We start from the raw sequence: 19199 nt of genomic DNA on the forward strand, positions 1-19199 counted from the left end.
CCTGCCCCCTGCCCCCTGCCCCCTGCCCCCTGCCCCCTTTCCTCTTCTTAGCTATTGCCTAAAAGCACATCACCAGATAATCTTTGATACAGCAATGCTCCAGTCCAGAATGTGGGAGCAAAACCTGGATAGCCCGATGAGGCATTGCAGAAATAGAAATGGTTGAGTGAAGTTTCGTGATTCAACCGTCCCAAACCCATGTTGCGCGGCGTGAGATTAGAACCGTAGGAATTACCATTGGGACACCAGCAAAAACGTTCATTGGTGGTGGGGCTACCCGTGACATGGAAGACTATATGTTTTCTGAAATTCGGTACATATTGTTTTTCTACAACATCCAGAATGGAATCGAATATCTCTTGCTTTTTCTGGTTGTAGACTTTGCGATCGCGGCGCAATTCCTTAAAATAGTTGTAATTGGCAACGGTAAGGAATTCGACAATCTGGCAATCCTCTGGGCAATCCCGACTCGCTTCTGTCAATAAACTGGGTGTTGTTATCGCAAAGCTGGGATTGGAAAAGTCATTATGTTCATACATCTGAGCAAAGGCTTCATTCAAATCCTCATGACCTGTGTGGAAGAGATTCCATTTGCCAAATCCATAATCTCGGAGGTCGAGGTCTTTGACGACGCAATAAACCATGTAGTTAGATGCAGAATACTCATAGTTGAGTTTTCGGCGCACGGTTTTGGAAAAGTTTGACTCACCAATCATTTTGGCAGCTTTTTTGGGGTCAATATTACAAATCACAGTGTTGCCTGTAAATTCGTGAGTTTGATGGGTAGTTAAATCCATCGCCTCAACTCCCGTAACTGTTCGGTCTGTGAGTCTAAAATTCGTGACTTCATAGTTGAGTAGTACCTGCCCTCCGTGTGATTCAATCACTTTGACTAACGAATTGATCACATGCTCAAAATGCTGGGTTGGATAAAATGCACCGCCTTGATAGCCTTTGAATAAAGCGACCCAGGCATAAAACGAGAGTTGATTCGGAGGCAGCAAAAAATCAGGCCATTGCAGAGCTAATAGGGTTTGGGCGGCTTGGGGTAGCTGAAACTTGTCGAATACATCCTGAAGTGTGCTGTTGAGATATTGGACAGCGCAAAATACTTCACCTGCATGGTTGAGCAGTTCAATTGGCTTAACTGGGGGAGCAAGTCTTTTCAAACCAACGCTCGTTTTTTCGACATCGTTGATAAATTGGCGAATGCGATTCTCTGATCGAGAGGCTCCGCCAACGCTATCATTAGGAAACAGCGTTGATAATCGCTGAATCAGTTCCTCCGGTTCCGAAGGAATATCTAATGCATATCCCGGCATTCGCATGTGGTCAAAACCATCCGGGTCATATCGCTCAAAAGTCACTTCCCCATCTAAACCCAGCTTCTTGAGTACGCGATTAACCGTTTGTCCTTCACCACAATCCCAAACATAATGGAATTGGGCATTAAACGTGTATTTTTTAGCTAGTGTAAACGTATGACCAAAGCCGCCTGGATGTTCATGAGCTTCGAGTATTTGCACGGTCTTGCCAGAGTTTGCCATCAAAGCGCCAAAGACCAATACTGATAAACCACTGCCGACAATCAGGTAATCCGGTTTCATAGGATATAAGCCTGTCCAACTGAAGGGCCGTTTGCAGCATACTAGTAGGCATGAATCTTAAGGATTTCCTATGGTGTCAGAGCTTTAGTTGCGGTCAAAGTAGAGACTGAAATGCTGGGTAAAAAGTAAAGTTATACAACTAAGGGAAATCCAAAAAATAAAATGTCCGTAAGGAAGGAAGGTTTTACAACTACTAAAGGAAATCTAAGAAATAAAATGCCCACCTATATGAGCAATATTCTACCTATCCGAAAATTAAATTAACCTCAACTAAGGATATAAAATGCTACTTTGATTAACTAAAAGAAATACGCCAAAAGAGTGATCCGGCTCAAATCACAGATTAAATCGGCTAGGTAATCAAAATTCAAAACCGTTATTTTTCTTTCTAAACGAACATGAACTATATTCAACAATTATTGCTTCTACCTTTAGCATAGGGCGTATTTCAGGTAATAAGGTACACGGGTAAGGTCACAAAATTATTGTGTCCTTACGATAATATGTACTTGCCAAGTTACAATCTACTGTACTCTTTAGCACATTTGATATTAACAAAAAAATATCTACGTAAAGTGTTTACTGACGAGATGTATAAGATGTAATCTAAAAACATCTATAGCAGTCATAAATCAGTCGTGAACAATAAGATCCCCGACTTCTTTGAGAAGTCGGGGATCTAAGTCTCTCGATTTTCACAACTTATTTACGATTGTTGTAGTCTGATGTTCTTAATGATACATTATGATTTTACCTATCGCAATTATTTTTCAAATAAAGTGATTTTAAATTTTTAATTGGAGCAATATTATTATGACTGCTGCTGTCTTTCTAGAAAACGTCCACAAGTTTTATAACAATGTACCTGTAGTCAATGACCTGTCATTCAAAATTGAAGCAGGGGAAATATTTGCTCTACTTGGCCCGAACGGTGCAGGTAAATCAACCACAATTCGGATGCTGACTACACTCACCAAACCCTCCCAAGGACGGATAGAAGTAGGTGGATATGATGTGATAAAGGAAGCAATGCTAGCAAAACAAAGTATTGGTGTAGTTTTGCAGCAAACCAGTGTGGATAATGATTTAAGTGTTTGGGAAAATATGGAACTGCATGGGAGACTACATCACATTAGTAACCCGCAGCGACAAAAACTGATTAATCAATGGCTAGAGTATGTTGAGCTAGCAGAAAAACGTAATGATTTGGTAAAAACCCTGTCTGGGGGTATGAAACGACGGTTGCAGATTGCGAGAGCTTTATTGCATCAACCACAAATTCTGTTTTTGGATGAACCAACCGTAGGACTAGACCCCCAAACCAGGCGGCGACTTTGGGAAATTATTCGAGATTTAAATAAACAAGGGATGACGATATTACTGACAACCCATTATATGGATGAAGTCGAATTTTTGTGCGGTGCTTTTGGTTCTACGAAGCCAGGACGCATCGGTATTATGGATGGCGGTAAGCTAATTTCTTTAGGAACTTTACAACAACTCCGTTCTGTTCACGGTGAAGGTTTGGTGATGAAACAATTGGGTGTGTCTGAAGTGGGGAATGAGAGTGCGCGTAGTTGGGAATATTTATTTTTCCCATCATTAGAATCCGCGAATATCTACTTGAATGAACAGTCTGATAAAACCGGAATGATGGTGCGTCCCTCTAACCTGGAAGATATTTTTGTGGAATTAACGGGACGCAAGTTAGATTAACCTCATCCTCCTAACTGTCGCAGCATGGCTTCTACTCTGTCCACTCCTTGCGAGTCGTTGCGACGCTTGTACAAGTCGCGGGCTTTTTGCAGCAAGCTGTTGGCTTGTTTAGCTTGTCGTCGCTGTTTATACATGGAACCCATCAACTCATAGGTTTGAGCATTGTTCTTATCTAAGTCGATTGCTTGTTGGTATGCCCAGGTAGCAGCTGTATAGTCTCCCATGCGAGATTGTGTTACAGCCAATCCTAAGTAGGCATTGACGTTGTTACGGTTCAATTGTATAGCACGACGGTAGCCTTCTTTTGCTCCAGGGGTGTCTCCCAAATTCGCTTTGATGTAACCTACAGCGTAGTAAAAATCACTATTGTTAGGGTTGATGGCGATCGCACGACGATAAGAAGTTAGTGCTGCCTGGTAATTTCCTTGTTGAGCGTATAAGTAGCCAATACCTGAATGAATTTTAGCATTTTTGGGAGCTATGCTAGCTGCTTGCTGATAAACTGCGATCGCACCACCATAATCGCCAGCATCCACTAACCTCCGTCCTTCTTCTAGTAATTGCTTTAATTGCGGGTTTTTAGCTTGCGCCACTAATACCTGAGCTTGAGCTACTGAAGGTATAGTAAAGGTAAAACATCCTAGTAACAACACGCTAAACACAAATGATGTAGGCTTGTACACAGTAAATTTCCTGAAATTTTGGAGGACTTTTTTCTTGTACATTAAAACAAAAATTTGGACTTTTGAAAACTGTATTTCTTCGTATTGATTAAGATGTGAATAGTTCATCTAGTCTTTCCTTTACAATCAGCGCTATATTACAGAGTTTCTACTGAACAATGAAGTGTAAGATATCAAGTTCAGATGAAGTTAATCTACATATAAACCAGTACAACAACAAAATTACACTTTTTAAGTCAGTAGTTATACGTGCAACTCAGATAACTATAGAGATATCTAACTTAATTCTCAAAAGGTGAGCCGCCAATCTCAGAGGCTTTAAGATTTATTCTTATTTGTTATTTCAATTTAATAATTCGCTAACTCTGCATTTAATTTTTATTCATTTATTTCATCTTTTAGAAAACTGCTATCCAGATATTTAGATCCTTTTTTGGCCATTACGCGGTAAGATAAACCTAGCGATAAAAATCTAAAATTATGTACAATAACACTGATTTATGATAATAACTACAACTGATGTAATTCAAGGAGCCGTAATTGAGTCATATTTAGGCATTGTGACAGCAGAAGTAGTCTATGGTAGCAATTTCTTGCGAGACTTTTTGGCTGGTATTCGGGATATTATTGGTGGACGCACAGGTAGCTATGAGCGTCTATTTGAGCAAGGGCAACGCAAGGCGCTAGAAGAATTAGAACAGCGAGCGCAACGTTTAGGAGCTAATGCGGTGATTGGGATTGAAATTGATACTGGCACAATCAATCTTGACCAGTCAGGAGTTCTTTTGCTGATTACTGCCACAGGTACTGCGGTGAGAATGCGTTAATTTTTAATTATCTTTAATTTTGACGATCGTTATAAACAATTATCATTGATGACTTTCACCTCTATTCATTGTATTGACTAGCTTTTGATTCAGGAAAAGTCAAAGTCCAATTATTCTTATCGTTGATCTGAAAATACAAGCCTTGGAAAATGAGCCTGAGAGCGGTTCGAGTTCTAATAAACTTTTTCACTAGATAAGTTCCTGGTTCAGCCAAGATATCGTTAGAGTTTTTGGGATAACCAAATTGTTTTGAACAATAACTACCAGCACCTTGAACTTTTACCACAAAAAATTCAGCTTGTTTGTATTTATCAGGAATCATAAAGATTCCATATACATGGTGACGACCACGCCACGGTTGAACAATAACCTTAGTTGCATTTACTTGGAATTTTGTAGTTTTTGATGCCAATAAAGCTTTGGAATTACAATCAGAATCATTCACAGGCCACCACACTGTGATAATAATCACAGAGAATAGCAAGATTAAAATATAGCGGAGTCTGCGACGCATAAATCCCAGGAAAATTGTTGATGCGGTTGGTAGAATTGGGTGAGTGATGATAGTGCAGCTACAGCAGGAATACTATTCACCTGCAACATTTTCCAAATCGCAAAGATAAAACATTAAGCAGACGATTAAATTTTTATCAAAAAAATCGTAGACTATATATGCGATCGCTTACTCTGTTTAGAGCTTAGTTACAAAATTAAATCTATCTGAAAAGCAATGAGTTTTTTGTGGCTATTAACACTGATTAATGCTCAATTCTTTTATTGTGATTAATTCTACAATTTATTTATTTTATCGAACAGAATTCAGTTGGGTATTCTGTGTGACTAAATTAGGCAGGTACAATTCATAAATTACCCTTCAAAACTGTAGATTTACCTAAGTTTTATCAAGGTATCTTATATTGAAGAAGAATTCAGAAGTCAGAATTCAGGAGTCAGAATAAATCAGTCGGGGATTCAGACCGACGCAGGATTAAAAACCACCAAATCATAGATTTGGTGGGGGTCTTAAACCCGGTTATTCATCCGCCAGTCATACAGAATTCATTCTGACTCCTGACTCCTGAATTCTGTTTGATAAAAGCGATATTACTAAAATAGAGCGATCGCTATAGAGTATAAGAAAAAATATGCTTTTATTTATCGGCAATGAATTGAGTAGTCAAATACACAAATATACCTGAAATATTCCCGAAAAAAACAAAAGTTTTATATTTATCTTTTCTAAAGAATTATTCAAATATTAATAAACGCTAAAATTTATTAAAAGTTGTTGAGAAAATATCTTCTTTCTTACTAAAGATAGATTGATTAACTATTTCTATTGATAGATATTAAAAGAGACAATTTAGTTATTTAATTTTAAACAGAAACATGAATATATTTGAGATAAATTTTGCTGAAATAGCACTGGAGAACATAAACGATGTCATACGTAAATCGCACAGGTAATGACGTTATTCCTAACGAGCCTGTAGTAGCGGGCCGAGTAGCCGAATATCACGATCTTGTTCGCTGGGGGCCGATTATTTCTGGTTTGTTGGTTTCTTTAGCCACTCAATTAATCTTAAGCGCTATTATTGGCGCTGTTGCGGCAGGGACTGTTGAAGGTTCAGGCGCACCTAGAACAATTGCCCCTAACGCTGCGGGTAATGCTGGACTTTGGTCAACTATCGCTTTACTAATTTCTCTGTTTACTGGTGGCTGGGTTACTGCTCGTGCTTGTGGCCCAATGAACCGTAATACTGCTCTCCTTAATGGCGCAATTCTTTGGGCAACAACTTTGGCGGTTAGCTCATGGCTGTTAGCAAGTGGAGTATCTGGTGCTTTTGGTGTTGCTGCTTCTAACGCCGGAGAAGTTATAAATCAGGTACAACAGCAAGGTAGTGTTAATGTACCACAAGCAAACGTAACTGCCCAACAAGCTCGGGAAGCGGCAGCTAATTTACGTTCGGGATTATGGTGGTTTGTGTTTGGTTCTTTGTTGGGTTTAGTAGCATCAATGATTGGAGCTGTAACTGGTACTCGCAGTCCTCGCGCTAACACTTACAATACTTAAAAATTTGTCTAGAAAATCAAATACTTTTTTTAACAGCACCTTTTTTTAGGTGCTTTTGTTTATTCATTACTAAGTAAAAATCAAACTTTGAACGAAAAAATAGATAGTTGAATTGGTTTAAATACCTTGCGGCAGAGCCGCAAAAATCAATAAATAGACTCATTGTCCGGTATTTAAAAGGTTCCCGCTTTGATATTGGATGTTAGGAAAAATTGCCAACATATCTTATTTGTTAATATCCCGCTTTTAAGCAACAGAAATGTTTTTTAAAAGTGGGATATTTTGCATAGTGATTTTTTCAAATACAATGAAATGGGAAGTTTTCTACCACAGTTCACCATTTCAGGTATGAAGCTGGAATTTTCTGCTCACGTTGAATTTTACCAAGTTCAGGAAAAAATCTATTTTTATTTCTCAGCAATGAATGGGGTAGTCAAATACACAAATATTAGTTATATTCCCCTAAGTAATGATTGGTGTCAATATTTATGAGAATAAGTTGGGGAAGCCTTAAGACAGTAGCAGGTTTCGTGGGCGCGATCGCACTTACACAGTTTGGAGTGAATAGTTCGGCAATTGCGGCTGATACCGTTGTTATCCGTTTAGGCTTATTTACAGAATCCATTTCTCTGGCCGAGTTGCAAAAGGCTGCAAAAACAGGGGAATTGCCTGAAAGTTTGCAGCCTTATGCCAAAAGATTATCTGAGCAACAACGCCGCTTCTTCTTAGGAGCGCTGGGCATGAATATACCAATGAACGTTGTCACCATTAATCGGTTAGTTAATACCCAGATTGGTACAACTATTCTCAATGACTTCGCTACTGCCTTAGCCAGAGAGGATAAAGCTGGGGTACAAGCACTCAGAGCGGGATTAGTATTAGGCTCTACTGCACCGCAGGGTCTTTCTATACTAAGTTTTATCGCTGCTTATCCGAGTAAGCGTTTAGAGATTGATTTGCCACAGGCTTTTATAGTTGCCGGGAATTTGAATACAGCTTTTTGGCGTACCCAGCAATTTATGCTGAGTATTGCTCCCCAACTCGATCCTAGAACACCGAAGATTGCATTTCCTTTTGATCCTAGCCAGTTAGGAAATGCTCAAGTAAAAACACTCAACTTAAGTCTAAATGATCAAAAGCGCCTACGCAAAATTCCAGTTGATATTTACTGGTCAACTGCTGCAACCCCCAATAAACCTGTAATTGTCTTTTCTCACGGTTTCGCATCAGTCCGCACAGACTTGCGTTACTTGGCAGAACATTTAGCATCCCACGGTTATGTAGTTGCAGCTTTAGAGCATCCTGGTAGTAATGCGGCAAATACTGACTTAGCATTACAAGGAAAAACCAGAGTTGTGCAGCCTCAAGAGTTTTTAAATCGCCCTCAAGATATTAGTTTTGTTCTCGATGAATTAGAAAAATTTAACCAAACACCTAATCATCCCCTGCAAGGGAAACTTGCAACCACGAACGCGATGGTTGTTGGTTATTCTTTTGGTGGTGGTACAGCTTTAGCACTTGCTGGAGCCGAATTACAATTAGAACGGCTCAAACAACGCTGCAAAAAGAATTTGGCTGTCTTGAGCCTGGGAGAAGCTATGCAATGCATTGCTCAAGAATTACCAGAAAATACCTATCAACTACGGGATACTAGAATCAAACAGGCGATCGCTCTCAATCCTACAACTTCTCTGATGTTTGGCGAAACTGGATTAACTAAAGTACAAATTCCTACTCTCGTGTTAACAGGTTCCGCAGATAAAACTACCCCAGCTTTAACTGAACAGATTGTGGGATTTGACAAAATCCCATCCCCAAAATGGCTAGTTGGTATAGTTGGAGGTACTCATCTAAGCGTAAAAGACCCCAGTACCACTTTAGATCAAATAGGAAAACCAAATACACCAATTAGTGGCGGTGAAGTTGTAGGTGAACAAGCAGCAGATGTTCGTAAATACCTCAAGGCGATAGCTTTGGCTTTTGCTGCACAAATGACTCCAGAAGCTAAAAACTACGCTATCTTTCTGACATCAGATTATGCCCAGTTTGCCTCGACTACGGCATTTCCATTTCGTCTAATTACAGACATTCCTCCTGATGCGATGACAGTGGTAAAAGAATTTGTTGATAAATAAGGAACTGTCAATTAAAGAAATATCTAATCTTGTAAAAATGTTTTTTTGAAAAAAGGTATTGTAAAAATGGCGAAAGAAATAGAGAGAAAATATTTAGTTATCGGAGATAGCTGGAGAGCATTAGCTGAGGGTAATGTATATCGTCAAGGATACATTGCCACACAAAACAAAGCGACTGTACGTATACGTGTAGTAGGGGAAAAAAGTTATTTGACCATTAAAGGCCCCAATATAAAATATACGAGATCAGAGTTTGAGTATCCTATTCCTGTAAAAGATGCTCAAGAAATACTTGAGACATTATGTGAACGCCCATTTATAGAAAAAATCAGATATAAAATCGAGTCAGGTGGTTTGATTTGGGAAATCGATGAGTTTGATGGTGTTAACAAAGGATTAATATTAGCAGAAGTTGAACTTAATGATGAAAATCAACAAATCGAACTACCAAACTGGATTGGACAAGAAGTTTCTGATGACTCCAGATATTTCAACAGCAATTTAGTTAAACACCCTTTTTCACAATGGTAATGGTTAAAACATTGCAAAAATTCCTAACGAACAGTCTTAATCAGGCTTCTAGTGGATCGCGGTAGAAATAAACAGCAAGAGAAGGAATAAATATTAATCCACATTCTTAAACAATGCAAAAAAATACCTAGTCTGCCTTATTTAGTCGGCATAGTGATTTCCCAAATTCCTTGATTTCCACCATATTCTAGAACATAAATTTTATTACCGATAATCTCAGAATCAACGGGATTACTGAAACCTTCAACAATGCGGGTAGCGTTAAATCTATAGTTGGTATTTCCTACTTTAGTTAAGTTTAAATGGAGTAGGTCTTGGCCGGAATCTTTAAAAGGGCCTGGTAGTGTTTCGCCAGTGGGGTCGCCTGTTGTAAAACTCAGCATGAATCCATCTCTGTTGAATTCTAGACTCATTACTCCTTGTGTATCAAAAACTAAACCCAAAGGAGAACGGTGTGCTGTAAAACTGCTCAAACTTTGCCCAAGAACGCTGGCATCTTTAACTTTTCCATCTTGAGGATCGCGGAATTTGTCTGCGTCCGGCCCAAAATTAGGAATTGGTTCAATTAAGTTTTCAGTAGGCCGAACAGGAAAGGTTGGATCGTTACGAAAGTAGCCCCTTTGGACGGCGTTAAATTTGAGGTCTAACAAAAGGTCTTTGGCAGGATCATAATTGTAAAATTGTTGTGGGTTATCTGTCCCACCAATCCGCCAGGGAAAGCCATAATTACCACCTTGACGGAGCCAATTTAATTCTTCTGACATGTCGCGATCGGGGCCATTTTCTGTGCCAAATAAATCACCATTGGGCGCAAATGCCATATCGAAAGTATTGCGTATTCCTTCTGCAAAAATATAGCCAGCTGTCTTTAAAGCTGCTCGATCATTTGCAAGAAAAAGATTTTTGCCGTAAGTAGGAAGACGGAGTATACAGGCGGTTAATCCTACTTCACGAGTATTAGGATATAACCCATTAACAGACTGAATTTCACCGTGATCTGTACGAGAACCGCTATTCACATAAATAAAGTTACCATCCGGGCTAACAACTATGCCGTTGAAGCGATGGTCATAAGCTGTTTTGCTTTTGGGATAGGCTGCACTCTTAGCTAAGATAGACCAGACGCGCTGTTGTGTACCCGACTTAATTTCGCCTTTAACAATAATTCCTTTGGTTTGGTCATTCACAAGGTCTGCATTGCCAACCAAATAAATTGTACCGTTAGGGCCAATGGCCATACCTTCAGTCTCACCTAGATTATGATTACTAGAGGTGTACACAAGCGTACTATTAGATAAGCTTAAATTGACTTGATAAATATCACCATTTCTTTTGAGGTAATAGAGGGTATTGTTTCGTGGATCTTTTACAATCCGAACAGACGGAGAGACTAATACAGTATTCATAATATTACGAATCTGAATATCAGGACGCAGGGCTTTAGGTTCAGCATTCGCTCCAGTAGCGCCATAATTTAATAAAATTATTGTAAACAACAAAGTTTTAGCCGCAACAAAGTAGCTTTTGAAAGCGAAATTATCAAGAAATCTGCGTTGTTTTTGGTTGGATGAGTTAATGCTATTCATTATTTTGTTTATAAAAGAGTTAGATGGTTTTGTTGCTAAATATTCTTGAGGAAGTAAACAATTTTAGGGGACACATATTCATGCCCCTCCAACTAGCGGTAAAAGTATGCCTCAATCAGCCTTATAATGCAGTACTTTTTTAAGTTGACAATGTTCTTATACGAAACTTACTTCTAGCGTATAAGGAGCAGGGTTGCTATCACTAGAACCAGAAAAAGTTCCGCCATCTTGGGGGAAAAAAGCATATTTACTCACTGAAATTGAGTAGGTTCCAGCGCCCAATGAAGCGGTGATTAATGACCCAAAATCGGGGCCACTATCATCATCAGTTTGCAGTAAAATCCCAGCATTGTTAAATAGTCCGTTAACTGTATCATCGGTTGTCACCGTATTAATAGTGACAGTTCCTGGATTTGCTAAAGAAAATGTAAAAAAGTCGAAATCGGGATTGTCCCCCGGTTGAACTGTTATTAACTTACCTGAGATATTAAGGTCTGAGCCTGATGATAAAGAACCCAATCCTTCAGCGCTGGCTAGTGTATTGTTTGTAGCTTGTCCAGCATTTTCCCGCTCATAGAAAAGGAAATCGTCACTATCAAGTCTGAGATTTACTACCCCCTGCACAATACCTATGATCTCATCTGGTTCTGCTCCAGGTTTGTCTAAAAATATTTGTGTATTGGCTCCAGCAGATTGTAAGCGATAGTTTTTTGGGGAGCCTTTGAGTTCTATTCGATCTTCACTAGGATTAAAGTCAGTAATAGTAGCCAAGTCCCCAAAACCAGCATTGGTAGTGTTTTTATCGTCATAGTAGACATTTATAGCGTCTCCAAGGATAAATCTATCTAGCCCAACACCGCCAGTTAAGGTATCAGTCTCCCCTAATCCAGGTGAGAGTGGACTACCACCGGGCCAAACACCGATGAGGATATCGTTTCCAGACCCCCCATTGAGTCTGTCATTGCCGGGGCCACCCTGTAAACTATCATTACCGTCGTCACCATTGAGGGTATCATTGCCCAAATTACCATCTAGTGTGTCATTGCCTACTCTGCCATTCAGAGTGTTGTTAACAGTATTACCAAAGACTATATTATTAAGACTGTTACCTGTTCCGTTGATGGCGCTAGTTCCGCTCAGTCTCAGGTTTTCCAGATTGTTACCCAATGTGTAGGCGACAGAAGACCGGACAGTATCTGTGCCTGAATTAGTACCCTCTGTAATGGTGTCGGTAGTACTATCAATGATGTAAGTGTCATCGCCTACTCCCCCATTTAAGTTGTCGATACCTAACCCGCCATCAAGTGTGTCATTGCCAAGACCACCGATTAAACTGTCGTTTTCTGTCCCGCCAAATAGATTATCATTACCATCTGCACCATTCAGGGTGTCCTTATTAGATAAACTATTGGCATTACTACCATTAGCCCAACCATATATCGTATCGTCTCCTGAAGTACCATTTATGGTGTCAGGATTTGTACTGCCGAAAATAACTGCCATATTCTTTTTCCTGAATTTCTAACCAATGCCTAAGTTTGGCCTCAGTCACAGAATTTTCCTAAGTTCAATGTAGATTAATTATTAAATACAAATGCTTCTGTTAACCTAATTAATACCAATATTCTTTAAAAATATTAATTATTGATTTGGTTAATATTGATTATGGAAAGGCTAAGTAATTGGGTCAAAAAATCATTTGTTCACATTTATTTATTTTAATTATTGTTTACTATAGGAATCCAATCTGATTTTTGAAAAAATCTAGTTATGTATAGAGTGTGTTATTGGTCGAGAGTACGGCATTATAGCCTTGTAATGTGCGTTATGCCTAACGCCAGTTACTACAACGGAGGGAACCTCCGCAACGTAATGGCTCCCCTATCTATATTTTAAAAAGCAAATATGAGTCCTATGTTTTTTTAACTTACCTAATAATTACTTAATTATGATCATGAATTGAAAGGTTACGTCAATTTCTTTACTAAATCTTAAAAGTGTAAAATTTTTAACTTCTAATATTGCAAAAAGAATATAAATTTTAATGCAAGTATTTTATCAAAGATACTGTTTTTTTAGTAAAAATTACAATCTTTCTCAAGTTAATAGGGTATTTTTGTTAAATTAGATTTCAATATCAATTTCTTTTTGTGAAAAAAATACTTTTATATTAAAGAAATGCATTTTAAATGTATAAGTTGAATTTATAAATTATTCAGACTGTTTTTGAGCTTAATAACACTTAAACTTTACATAAATTTTATATGGTTTCTTTAACTACTAAAGCTTGTTCTGGCGAAGAATGCGCCAAAACGCATGATGCCATATCGCATCTGAATGGGAACCGCTATGATTAAACTCCAGAAAATGAATCTAAATGCTAATTAATTGTGCCTTGAAGCGTCAGGCATAATTGCCTCCTGAAGATTTGCACCGATGAGGTTAGCTCCTCTCAGGTCGGCTCCTCTGAGATTAGCTCCTCTGAGATTTGCTCCTGCTAAATTTGCTCCTCTCAGGTTAGTCCAACTCAAGTCAGCTTGACTCAAGTCAGCTTCACTTAAGTTAGCCTGCAACAGGTAAGCACCACTGAAGCGAGCCTTATTTAAATTAGCTTTGTAAAGGTGAGTTTTATAAAGATAAGCCCCCAATACTTCCGCCTCATATAAAATTGCCTCGCTGAGGTCAGCTTCAATCAAGTTAGCTTCAATCAGGTTGGCAAAAGAGAGATTAGCCCGGATTAGTTTCGCAGCGCCTAAATCGGCATCTCTTAAGTTAGCGCCTCTGAAGTCAGTTCCAATTAGATTAGCATGAGCGATCGCAGCACCTCTTAGATTTGCCTCACTCAAGTCGGCTCCAATCAAATTAGCATGACTCAAATCTGCCTGCGTAAGCATAGCACCGCTCAAGTTAGCAACACTGAAGTTAGCATCACTCAAGTTAGCTTCAACGAGCAAGGCTTTGCAGAGGTTGGCACTACTGAGGTCAGCACCACTAAGGTTTGCTCGCACAAGTAAAGCATCACCCAAATCTACCTTTCTCAGATTTACTCCCTGGAGGTTTGCACCTCTGAAGTTATCCCCTTGCAGATTTGCGGCGCTGAGGTCTGGTTCAATCTCAGGATTTCTCTTTCTCCACTCAATCCATGTAACTGCACCTGCTTTGAGTAAAGCTAGATGCTCTCGATTTGCCATTTTCTCTCCTTTACTCTTGACGACCACCTACAGGATTTACCCGACCAGCTACACTTTCAATGGCCGTTAATGCTCCCGCCGCACCTGCTAAAATATCTCGTTCATGTCCACCTAAGTAAAGCCGTCCAAAACTTCCTACAGCTTGAATCTCAAGGATATTAATCGATGCCGCTTTTTCAGCTTCATTGGCAGCGAGTGCCGCATAAGCAGCAGGCTCCACTTCTAATACATACAGCGTTTGCCCTGCTAGTAGTAGCTGTCCCCGTCGCGTGCGGTTAATAAGTTGTGTTTGGTAAGCATCTATATTGCGGATAATCTGGCTAGAAACAACACGCGGCTTGAGACATTCGTCTTTTCGGACTCCTAATGTGGCTAAAATAGCCTGACCAGCAGCCCGCGTTTCGCCTTGGGAGCTAGAATGAACTTCTAATAGTCCGTACAGTCGCTCAACTACCTGTACTCCCGGACGGACAGAGGCAGCTTTCAGGGCTACATCCGTAATCTTATTAATTTCGATACCAGGAGAGATTTCAATCCACAGTGATGTATCCCCTGGTAATGGTAAGAAGCCTTGGGCTACTGTTCCCATATATGCTGCATGTTGAGGTTGCAGGCTGTCGAGAAATACGAAACTGCGTAGTTCTATTCCCAAGATTTTGCTCTCCAGTCATAAGGGTAAAAGTTATCTATTGCAATATATGAGTGCTTAACTTGGGTCATTTTTGCTAAAAGTCAAGGATGGAAAATACAAAGTATAAAAATTTTGCTGTCGATAAATTTTACACCTGAGAAGTATTCAGACAGTAAAAACCGCCTTGATAATTGTACAAGCTTTATTACGCCATATAAGTAAAGTTTATTGCTTAAGACGAGCAGACCAGTTTTGGAAAAATATCTTTTAGAGAATCCGAAAAGTAGCAATATCAGTTTGGAGATTAAGTGTAGACTTACCAAAATCAGATATACTCATTGCTAAATCATGGTCAATACAAATTTAAAACTAAGATTTAAACCTGTTTCTCACAGTTGGGTTGCTCTGCATCCACAGCCTAAAGGAGTAATTCAATTTGTTGCAGGAGCTTTCTTTGGTACATTTGCGCCCATGCTTTTTTATCGCCATCTGCTTCAATCTCTATTTGAGCAGGGATATACCATTATTCTTCTACCGTTTAATTTTACGTTTGACCACTACGTAGAAGCGGGTTTTCTCATGAGAGAGCAGTATGAAATTTTGCCAGAGCTTGTGAGGATGGCAAGTGTGGAAGGATATGATTATGAAGCCTATCTAGATGATAAAAACTTTTCTTGGATCGGACATAGCCTTGGCTGTAAATATATCTCACTGTTAGAAGGATTTACTGCTTTACCTCCAGAACCTCAAGCTAGGGAAAAGTTTATTCGGAAGCTGCTATCTTATACTTCAAATGAGTCACAGGTAGAAACTGCTATTGCAGATATAAACATTCTCTTCGAAGAACTTCAACGGAAAATTGAAGAAGATCAGAAATTAATTTGTACTTACGTAAATCGGAAAGTTAAAATTAACAGTGTGTTTATTAAAGGGCAAGTTTCTATTCTCTTAGCGCCTGATATTAGTGATACAGCCAGTGCAATTCGTCCTCGATTTTTAGCGAATATCATTGATAATCTTGGTTGGGGTGTAAAACCAACACCAGAAGAAACCAAGAATTTAATCAAGGATAGTCAGCTATTTAATATCATGGGTTTAGTCTGTTTTCGGTCTGATAATATTGCTAAACTCACCTGTGAATGGTTTACCAATATTCTTAAAAAACCACCTCAAAAATTTCTGGAAACACTTGAAGGTGGACATTTAAAATCTTTAGGTATTCAATTAGGTAAATATGTTATCAATGTTTTTGATAAACCTATGATTGAATCAGTTCAAAACCGAAATAAAGGCTTTGAAAATCATGTAATCCAATTACTGAATGAACTGAAAAAATAATGGGAATTGGGAATTGGGGACAAGGGGAAAGACTTGTTTCAAGTTCTCACCTCTTGTCCCTCTGCCCCCTGCCCCCTGCTCCCTGCTCCCTGCTCCCTTACTTCTTCCCCATTCCCCATTCCCCAATTTTTTTATAACAATCCCAACTCTTCTGGAAAACCCAACATAATATTTAGGTTTTGGATTGCGGCTCCTGATGCGCCTTTGCCTAAGTTGTCGAGACGAGCAACTAGCAACGCTTCTTTGGTGGTGTCATTGGCGAATACAAAAACCTGAACAATATTAGTGCCGTTCATGGCGATCGCATCTAAAAATATTCCGTCTCGTAGCAGAGTAGAATCCTGGTATGGAGCAACCTGCACAAATTTTTCACTCTGGTAGTAGTTAGCGATCGCTTCATAGATTACCTCACCTGATGGTGGATTATCCAAAATTCCTAGTGGCAAAGGTACTTGAACTAGCATCCCTTGCTCAAAATCCCCTACTGACGGTACAAACAATGGCGGCGATGCTAACTCTGAATAATAATGCATTTCCTTGACGTGCTTATGCCCAAACCGCAAACCGTAAATGCCGAATGGATGCAGTGACTCTCCCCCGGCTTGCTGTTCATGGAAAGTATGGTATTGATTGATGAGATTCTTTCCGCCACCAGAGTAACCTGATACTGCGTTAACGGTGATGGGAAAATTACTTTTTAAAATTCCCTTAGCTGTCAATGGACGGATACAAGCTAAAAATCCTGTGGGATAACAGCCTGGATTGCTGACAAACTGGGCGCTGGCGATTTTCTCTCTTTGCCCTGGGTTGAGTTCAGGGAAGCCATATACCCAGCCGTTAGCTGTACGATAGGCACTACTAGCATCAAGGATCTTAACCGTAGTACTAGTTACTAAGCTAACAGCTTCGCGGGCTGCATCATCAGGTAGGCAGAGAATAACAACGTCAACGGCATTGATTAGTTTAGCTCGCTCACTTGCATCTTTACGTTTCGATGCCTCAATGCTAACTAACTCAATGTCATCCCGTTGACTAAGACGTGAGTAAATTTGTAAGCCTGTGGTTCCTGATTCGCCATCAATGAAAATCTTAGGTTTAGTAATCATGCGCCGAGCATCCCATCCTTAGATGTCAGTAGTAGTTCACGCCCCAAATCCAACTTAGCACGCAATAGTTCTGGGAAACTCCGACTCACAAGTGTTTACTATCCAACTTCTGAAGGATCTTCACAGAGGCTTTAAAGCTGTGGGTTTTCCCCATTCCCAATTCCCTCTAAAAACAGTAAGAATTTACTCCTCCCAAGCAAGAGTGCGTTTCACTGCCTTTTGCCAGATTGCAAAATTGGACAATGGATTATCGCTCCTCGGCTCAAACACACGCTCAATTTGCCGTTGCTGAACTAATGCTTCATAGCTTTCCCAAAATCCGACGGCTAAACCTGCTGCAAATGCTGCACCCTGAACTGTCGTATCGAGTATCATCGGCCGTTCAACTGGAATACCTAATACATCAGCCTGGAACTGCATCAAAAAATTATTCTCGCAAGCACCACCATCTACGGTTAATCGCTTAACAGGAGTACTGCTAGATGCATTAATCGCCTGCACTACCTCCAGAACTTGGTAAGCGATCGCTTCCAACACCGCCCGAACTAGATGCTCTGGTTGTACACTGGCGGTAATGCCAAAAAAAGCTCCCCTAGCACTCATATCCCAATAAGGTGCGCCCAGCCCACTAAATGCAGGCACAAAGTAGACTCCGCCATTATCTTTTACCTGATTTGCCATCGCTTCACTTTCAGGAGCAGTTTTAATCAGCTTCAAGCGATCGCGCAACCATTGAATACAAGCTCCACTAGTAAACATACTGCCTTCTAAGGCATAGCCTACATCTAAAGTCCCACTTAGATTTCTTTGTGTCCATGCCACTGTAGAAATAAGTTGATGGTGTGATCGCACAATTTGATCACCTGTGTGAGCAACCAAAAAACTACCAGTTCCATAAGTACATTTCATCAAACCAGGGCGATCGCAGCCATGACCAAATAAAGCCGCCTGTTGATCCCCCAAGATGGCAGTAATGGGAATTTCAGCGCCCAACAAAGTAGCATCAGTAACTCCAAATTCTCCTAGACTAGGCTGAATCTGGGGCAGAATATGCGCCGGAATCTGAAATATTTCCAGTAATTTCTCATCCCACTCACAGGTTTTGAGATTCATCAGCATTGTCCGACTGGCGTTGCTGTGGTCAGTAGCATGGACTTTCCCACCTGTGAGCTTCCACAACACCCAAGTATCAATAGTGCCTGCTAACACATTGTTTAGGTCAACATCTGTAAACTTGTCTAATAGCCACCTGAGCTTAGTAGCAGAAAAATAGGCATCAATGATTAATCCGGTGCGATCGTAAATTTCTTGAGCGTAACCTTGTTGTAACTGGTGACAAAGGGGAGCAGTGCGGCGATCTTGCCAAACGATGGCTTTATGGAGTGGTTTACCAGTGGTTTTGTCCCAAATTAAGCAGGTTTCGCGCTGTACAGTTAGTCCCAAAGCTGCGATCGTTGATGGAACAATCTGGGCATTCTCAATTGCGGTTTGCGTCACCCAACACGTATCTTCCCAAATTTGTTGAGCATCGTGTTCTAACCATCCAGGTTGGGGATAATACTGAGTTAGTTCTTTGTATGCCTGCCCAATAATCTCGCCGTCTCTGTTAAACACAAAGGCGCGGTTGCCTGTTGTACCTAAGTCCAGTGCTAAGATGTAGCCCAATGATGGAGTTGTGTTGCCAAATATATGCATAACTGATTTGACATATTGCGCTGGCGGTTTTAGCAATGCATGTGGAATTAGATATACATTATTTTGGGTACATTTTTAA

The 19199-nt window shown here is 39.9% G+C and carries 15 protein-coding genes; 6 read left to right on the forward strand and 9 right to left on the reverse strand.

Features of this window, described 5'->3' with window-relative positions; translation table 11 throughout:
- Positions 1 to 47 precede the first annotated feature (47 nt).
- Positions 48 to 1607, reverse strand: coding sequence for an NAD(P)/FAD-dependent oxidoreductase (locus tag VB732_RS11535; RefSeq protein ID WP_323230973.1), 1560 nt, complete (start codon positions 1605 to 1607; stop codon positions 48 to 50).
- An 813-nt stretch (positions 1608 to 2420) separates the two neighbouring features.
- Between VB732_RS11535 and VB732_RS11540 the strand changes: the two genes are divergently transcribed.
- Positions 2421 to 3323, forward strand: a complete 903-nt coding sequence (locus tag VB732_RS11540) for an ABC transporter ATP-binding protein (RefSeq protein WP_323230974.1) — start codon at positions 2421 to 2423, stop codon at positions 3321 to 3323.
- A 2-nt stretch (positions 3324 to 3325) separates the two neighbouring features.
- Here VB732_RS11540 and VB732_RS11545 read toward each other — a convergent pair whose 3' ends face one another.
- Positions 3326 to 4006 carry a tetratricopeptide repeat protein gene (locus tag VB732_RS11545; RefSeq protein ID WP_323230975.1) on the reverse strand — a complete coding sequence of 227 codons (681 nt, stop codon included), beginning with the start codon at positions 4004 to 4006 and terminating at the stop codon, positions 3326 to 3328.
- Between the two features lie 500 nt (positions 4007 to 4506).
- Between VB732_RS11545 and VB732_RS11550 the strand changes: the two genes are divergently transcribed.
- The gene (locus tag VB732_RS11550; RefSeq protein WP_100900674.1) at positions 4507 to 4833 is read left to right on the forward strand and encodes a YbjQ family protein; all 327 of its coding nucleotides are present in this window, start codon (positions 4507 to 4509) and stop codon (positions 4831 to 4833) included.
- Positions 4834 to 4894: 61 nt separating this feature from the next.
- Here VB732_RS11550 and VB732_RS11555 read toward each other — a convergent pair whose 3' ends face one another.
- Positions 4895 to 5347, reverse strand: coding sequence for a hypothetical protein (locus VB732_RS11555; RefSeq protein WP_323230976.1), 453 nt, complete (start codon positions 5345 to 5347; stop codon positions 4895 to 4897).
- A gap of 927 nt (positions 5348 to 6274) precedes the next feature.
- On the opposite strand from VB732_RS11555, the gene VB732_RS11560 reads away from it, so the two are divergent.
- From VB732_RS11560 to VB732_RS11570, 3 genes are all read left to right on the forward strand, one after another.
- Positions 6275 to 6907 carry a hypothetical protein gene (locus VB732_RS11560; RefSeq protein WP_323230977.1) on the forward strand — a complete coding sequence of 211 codons (633 nt, stop codon included), beginning with the start codon at positions 6275 to 6277 and terminating at the stop codon, positions 6905 to 6907.
- Between the two features lie 488 nt (positions 6908 to 7395).
- Positions 7396 to 9042, forward strand: coding sequence for an alpha/beta hydrolase (locus VB732_RS11565; RefSeq protein WP_323230978.1), 1647 nt, complete (start codon positions 7396 to 7398; stop codon positions 9040 to 9042).
- Positions 9043 to 9108: 66 nt separating this feature from the next.
- Positions 9109 to 9573 (forward strand): CYTH domain-containing protein, encoded by a 465-nt coding sequence (locus VB732_RS11570; RefSeq protein ID WP_323231021.1) that lies wholly within the window; start codon positions 9109 to 9111, stop codon positions 9571 to 9573.
- A 137-nt stretch (positions 9574 to 9710) separates the two neighbouring features.
- On the opposite strand, the gene VB732_RS11575 is transcribed toward VB732_RS11570, so the two are convergent.
- The 4 genes from VB732_RS11575 to VB732_RS11590 form a co-directional block, all read right to left on the reverse strand.
- A complete protein-coding gene (locus tag VB732_RS11575) occupies positions 9711 to 11159 on the reverse strand; it encodes a PQQ-dependent sugar dehydrogenase (protein ID WP_323230979.1) in 1449 nt (482 codons plus the stop codon).
- 156 nt (positions 11160 to 11315) lie between these two features.
- Positions 11316 to 12662: a DVUA0089 family protein gene (locus VB732_RS11580; RefSeq protein WP_323230980.1), complete on the reverse strand. Its 1347-nt coding sequence runs from the start codon at positions 12660 to 12662 to the stop codon at positions 11316 to 11318.
- A gap of 881 nt (positions 12663 to 13543) precedes the next feature.
- Positions 13544 to 14350 carry a pentapeptide repeat-containing protein gene (locus VB732_RS11585; protein ID WP_323230981.1) on the reverse strand — a complete coding sequence of 269 codons (807 nt, stop codon included), beginning with the start codon at positions 14348 to 14350 and terminating at the stop codon, positions 13544 to 13546.
- A gap of 10 nt (positions 14351 to 14360) precedes the next feature.
- Positions 14361 to 15002: a hypothetical protein gene (locus VB732_RS11590; protein ID WP_323230982.1), complete on the reverse strand. Its 642-nt coding sequence runs from the start codon at positions 15000 to 15002 to the stop codon at positions 14361 to 14363.
- A gap of 327 nt (positions 15003 to 15329) precedes the next feature.
- Here VB732_RS11590 and VB732_RS11595 point away from each other — a divergent pair, with 327 nt between their 5' ends.
- Complete coding sequence (locus VB732_RS11595; protein WP_323230983.1) at positions 15330 to 16319, forward strand: DUF1350 family protein; 990 nt, start codon at positions 15330 to 15332, stop codon at positions 16317 to 16319.
- Positions 16320 to 16450: 131 nt separating this feature from the next.
- Here the strand turns inward: VB732_RS11595 and argC are convergent, their stop codons facing one another.
- Positions 16451 to 17422 (reverse strand): N-acetyl-gamma-glutamyl-phosphate reductase, encoded by a 972-nt coding sequence (argC, locus tag VB732_RS11600; protein WP_323231023.1) that lies wholly within the window; start codon positions 17420 to 17422, stop codon positions 16451 to 16453.
- A gap of 186 nt (positions 17423 to 17608) precedes the next feature.
- Positions 17609 to 19120, reverse strand: coding sequence for a glycerol kinase GlpK (glpK, locus tag VB732_RS11605; protein ID WP_323230984.1), 1512 nt, complete (start codon positions 19118 to 19120; stop codon positions 17609 to 17611).
- Positions 19121 to 19199: the final 79 nt, after the last annotated feature.

Source organism: Nostoc sp. UHCC 0252 (genome assembly GCF_034931145.1).
GTDB lineage: Bacteria > Cyanobacteriota > Cyanobacteriia > Cyanobacteriales > Nostocaceae > Nostoc.